The following is a 1916-nucleotide window of genomic DNA, read 5'->3' as shown; positions in this document are numbered from 1 at the left end:
TTCGTCCGCGCCGCCTGAGCGGCCCCGGCACCGCGCGGGTCCCCCCGCGCGGCGCCTCCTTTCGAGACGCCCGATCATCATGCCGCCGCAGCGATGCCCCGTGTCCCCCGACCTGCGCGGGATCCGGCCGGCAGCGGCCCAGCCGGAGACCAGCATGTCCAGCGTGTGGCAATACCTGACCCTCGGCCTCGATCGCGAGATCTTCGGGATCGACATCGAATCCGTGCACGAGATCCTGGATTACCGCCCGCCGGCGGCCCTGCCGCAGGCGCCCCCGTTCCTGGTCGGCATGATCGACGTGCGCGGCCAGAGCTACCCGGTGGTGGACCTGCGGACCAAGCTCGGCCTGCCGGCAATCCCGGTGACCCCGGCGACCCGGATCATCCTGCTGAACATCCCCATGGGCGACCGGCCGATGCGGGTCGGCTTCGTGGCCGACCGGGTCATCGAGGTGACCGAGCTCGACAGCGCCGAGCTGGAGCCCGCCCCCGATGTCGGGGGGCGCTGGCGCTCGACCTACATCGCCGGCATCGGCCGCAAGGGCGACGCCTTCGTGGTGGTGTTCGACCTCCGGGCGCTGATGGCCGGGGAAGACCCGGCGCTCCTGTTGCCTTCGCTCGCGGCCTGATCGCCCCACCGGGAGCCACACCATGCCGCGCCTGAACGACCGCCATTTCGAGACCGTCGCGGAGATGATCCAGGACCGGGTCGGAATCCAGATCCCACCGGCCAAGCGCACCATGGTGGAGGGCCGGCTGCGCAAGCGCATGCGCGCGCTCGATATCGAGACCCTGACGGAATACGGGCGGCACGTCTTCGAGCAGGGTCACCTCGCCGAAGAGTTCGTGCACATCGTCGATTGCGTCACCACCAACAAGACCGACTTCTTCCGCGAGCCGGCGCATTTCGACCAGCTCCGGGACGAGCTGATCCCGATGCTGCGCCGGAACGGCATCACGCAGGCGCGGCTCAAGCTGTGGAGTGCGGCCGCCTCCACGGGGGCGGAGGCCTACACCCTCGCGATGGTGCTGCACGACATGGCGATGGCCGGGCACGCCCTCGACTACGCGATCCTCGGCACCGACGTCTCCACGGAGGTGCTGCGGGTGGCCGCCGACGGCATCTATCCGGACGACGTCCTGCAGGCGGTGCCGCCGCATTTCCGCAGGCGCTACGTGATGAACGCCCGCAACCCGTCCTGGAAGGTCGGGCGGATCGTGCCGGAGCTGCGCAGCCGGGTGCATTTCAAGCACCTCAACCTGATGAACGCCCAGTATCCGGTCGATCGCGACGTGGACATCATCTTCTGCCGCAACGTGCTGATCTACTTCGACAAGGACACCCAGCGGGCGGTGCTGTCCCGGCTCGCCACGCATCTGCGCCCCGGCGGCTTCCTGGTGGTGGGCCATTCGGAATCGATGGCCGGGGCCGGGGTGCCGGGCCTGACGCAGGTCTCCTCGACCATCTTCGGCCGGACCCCGGGCGCGGTCGCGTGAGGCGGGGCGCGCCGATCCGCGTCCTGATCGTGGACGATTCCGCCTCGGTCCGGCAGACCCTGGTGGGCATCCTGGAGGCGGCCCCCGACATCACCGTGCTGGGCACGGCGGCCGACCCGTTCATCGCGGCGCGGCGCATCCACGACGAGGTGCCGGACGTCATCATCCTCGACCTCGAGATGCCCCGGATGGACGGGCTGACCTTCCTGCGCAAGATCATGGCGCAGCGGCCGATCCCGGTGATCATCTGCTCGACGCTCACCGAGGACGGCTCGCGGACCCTGTTCGAGGTGCTGGAGGCGGGGGCGGTCGACGTCTTCCCGAAGCCCCGCATCGACACCCGTCAGTTCCTGATGGAATCCTCCGTGCGGGTCTGCGACGCCGTCCGGGCCGCCGCCCGGGCGAGGCTGCGCCCCGGCC

General features: G+C 70.1%; 3 protein-coding genes. All 3 read left to right on the top strand.

From position 1 onward, the window contains the following. Positions 1-154: 154 nt before the first annotated feature. Entirely contained in the window at positions 155-628 is a 474-nt protein-coding gene (locus FV228_RS28290) for a chemotaxis protein CheW (protein ID WP_147857524.1), read from the top strand. 22 nt (positions 629-650) lie between these two features. Further along, the gene (locus tag FV228_RS28285; protein WP_147857523.1) at positions 651-1496 is read left to right on the top strand and encodes a CheR family methyltransferase; all 846 of its coding nucleotides are present in this window, start codon (positions 651-653) and stop codon (positions 1494-1496) included. Continuing rightward, on the top strand, positions 1493-1916 hold a 424-nt coding region (locus tag FV228_RS28280; RefSeq protein ID WP_147857522.1), incomplete at its 3' end, for a response regulator. The genes FV228_RS28285 and FV228_RS28280, both read left to right, overlap by 4 nt.

Origin of the sequence: Methylobacterium sp. WL18, from assembly GCF_008040015.1 — a bacterium.
GTDB classification, from domain to species: domain Bacteria; phylum Pseudomonadota; class Alphaproteobacteria; order Rhizobiales; family Beijerinckiaceae; genus Methylobacterium; species Methylobacterium mesophilicum.
Note: the sequence above shows the minus strand (reverse complement) of the source record. Positions and strands in the feature narration are given on the sequence as shown.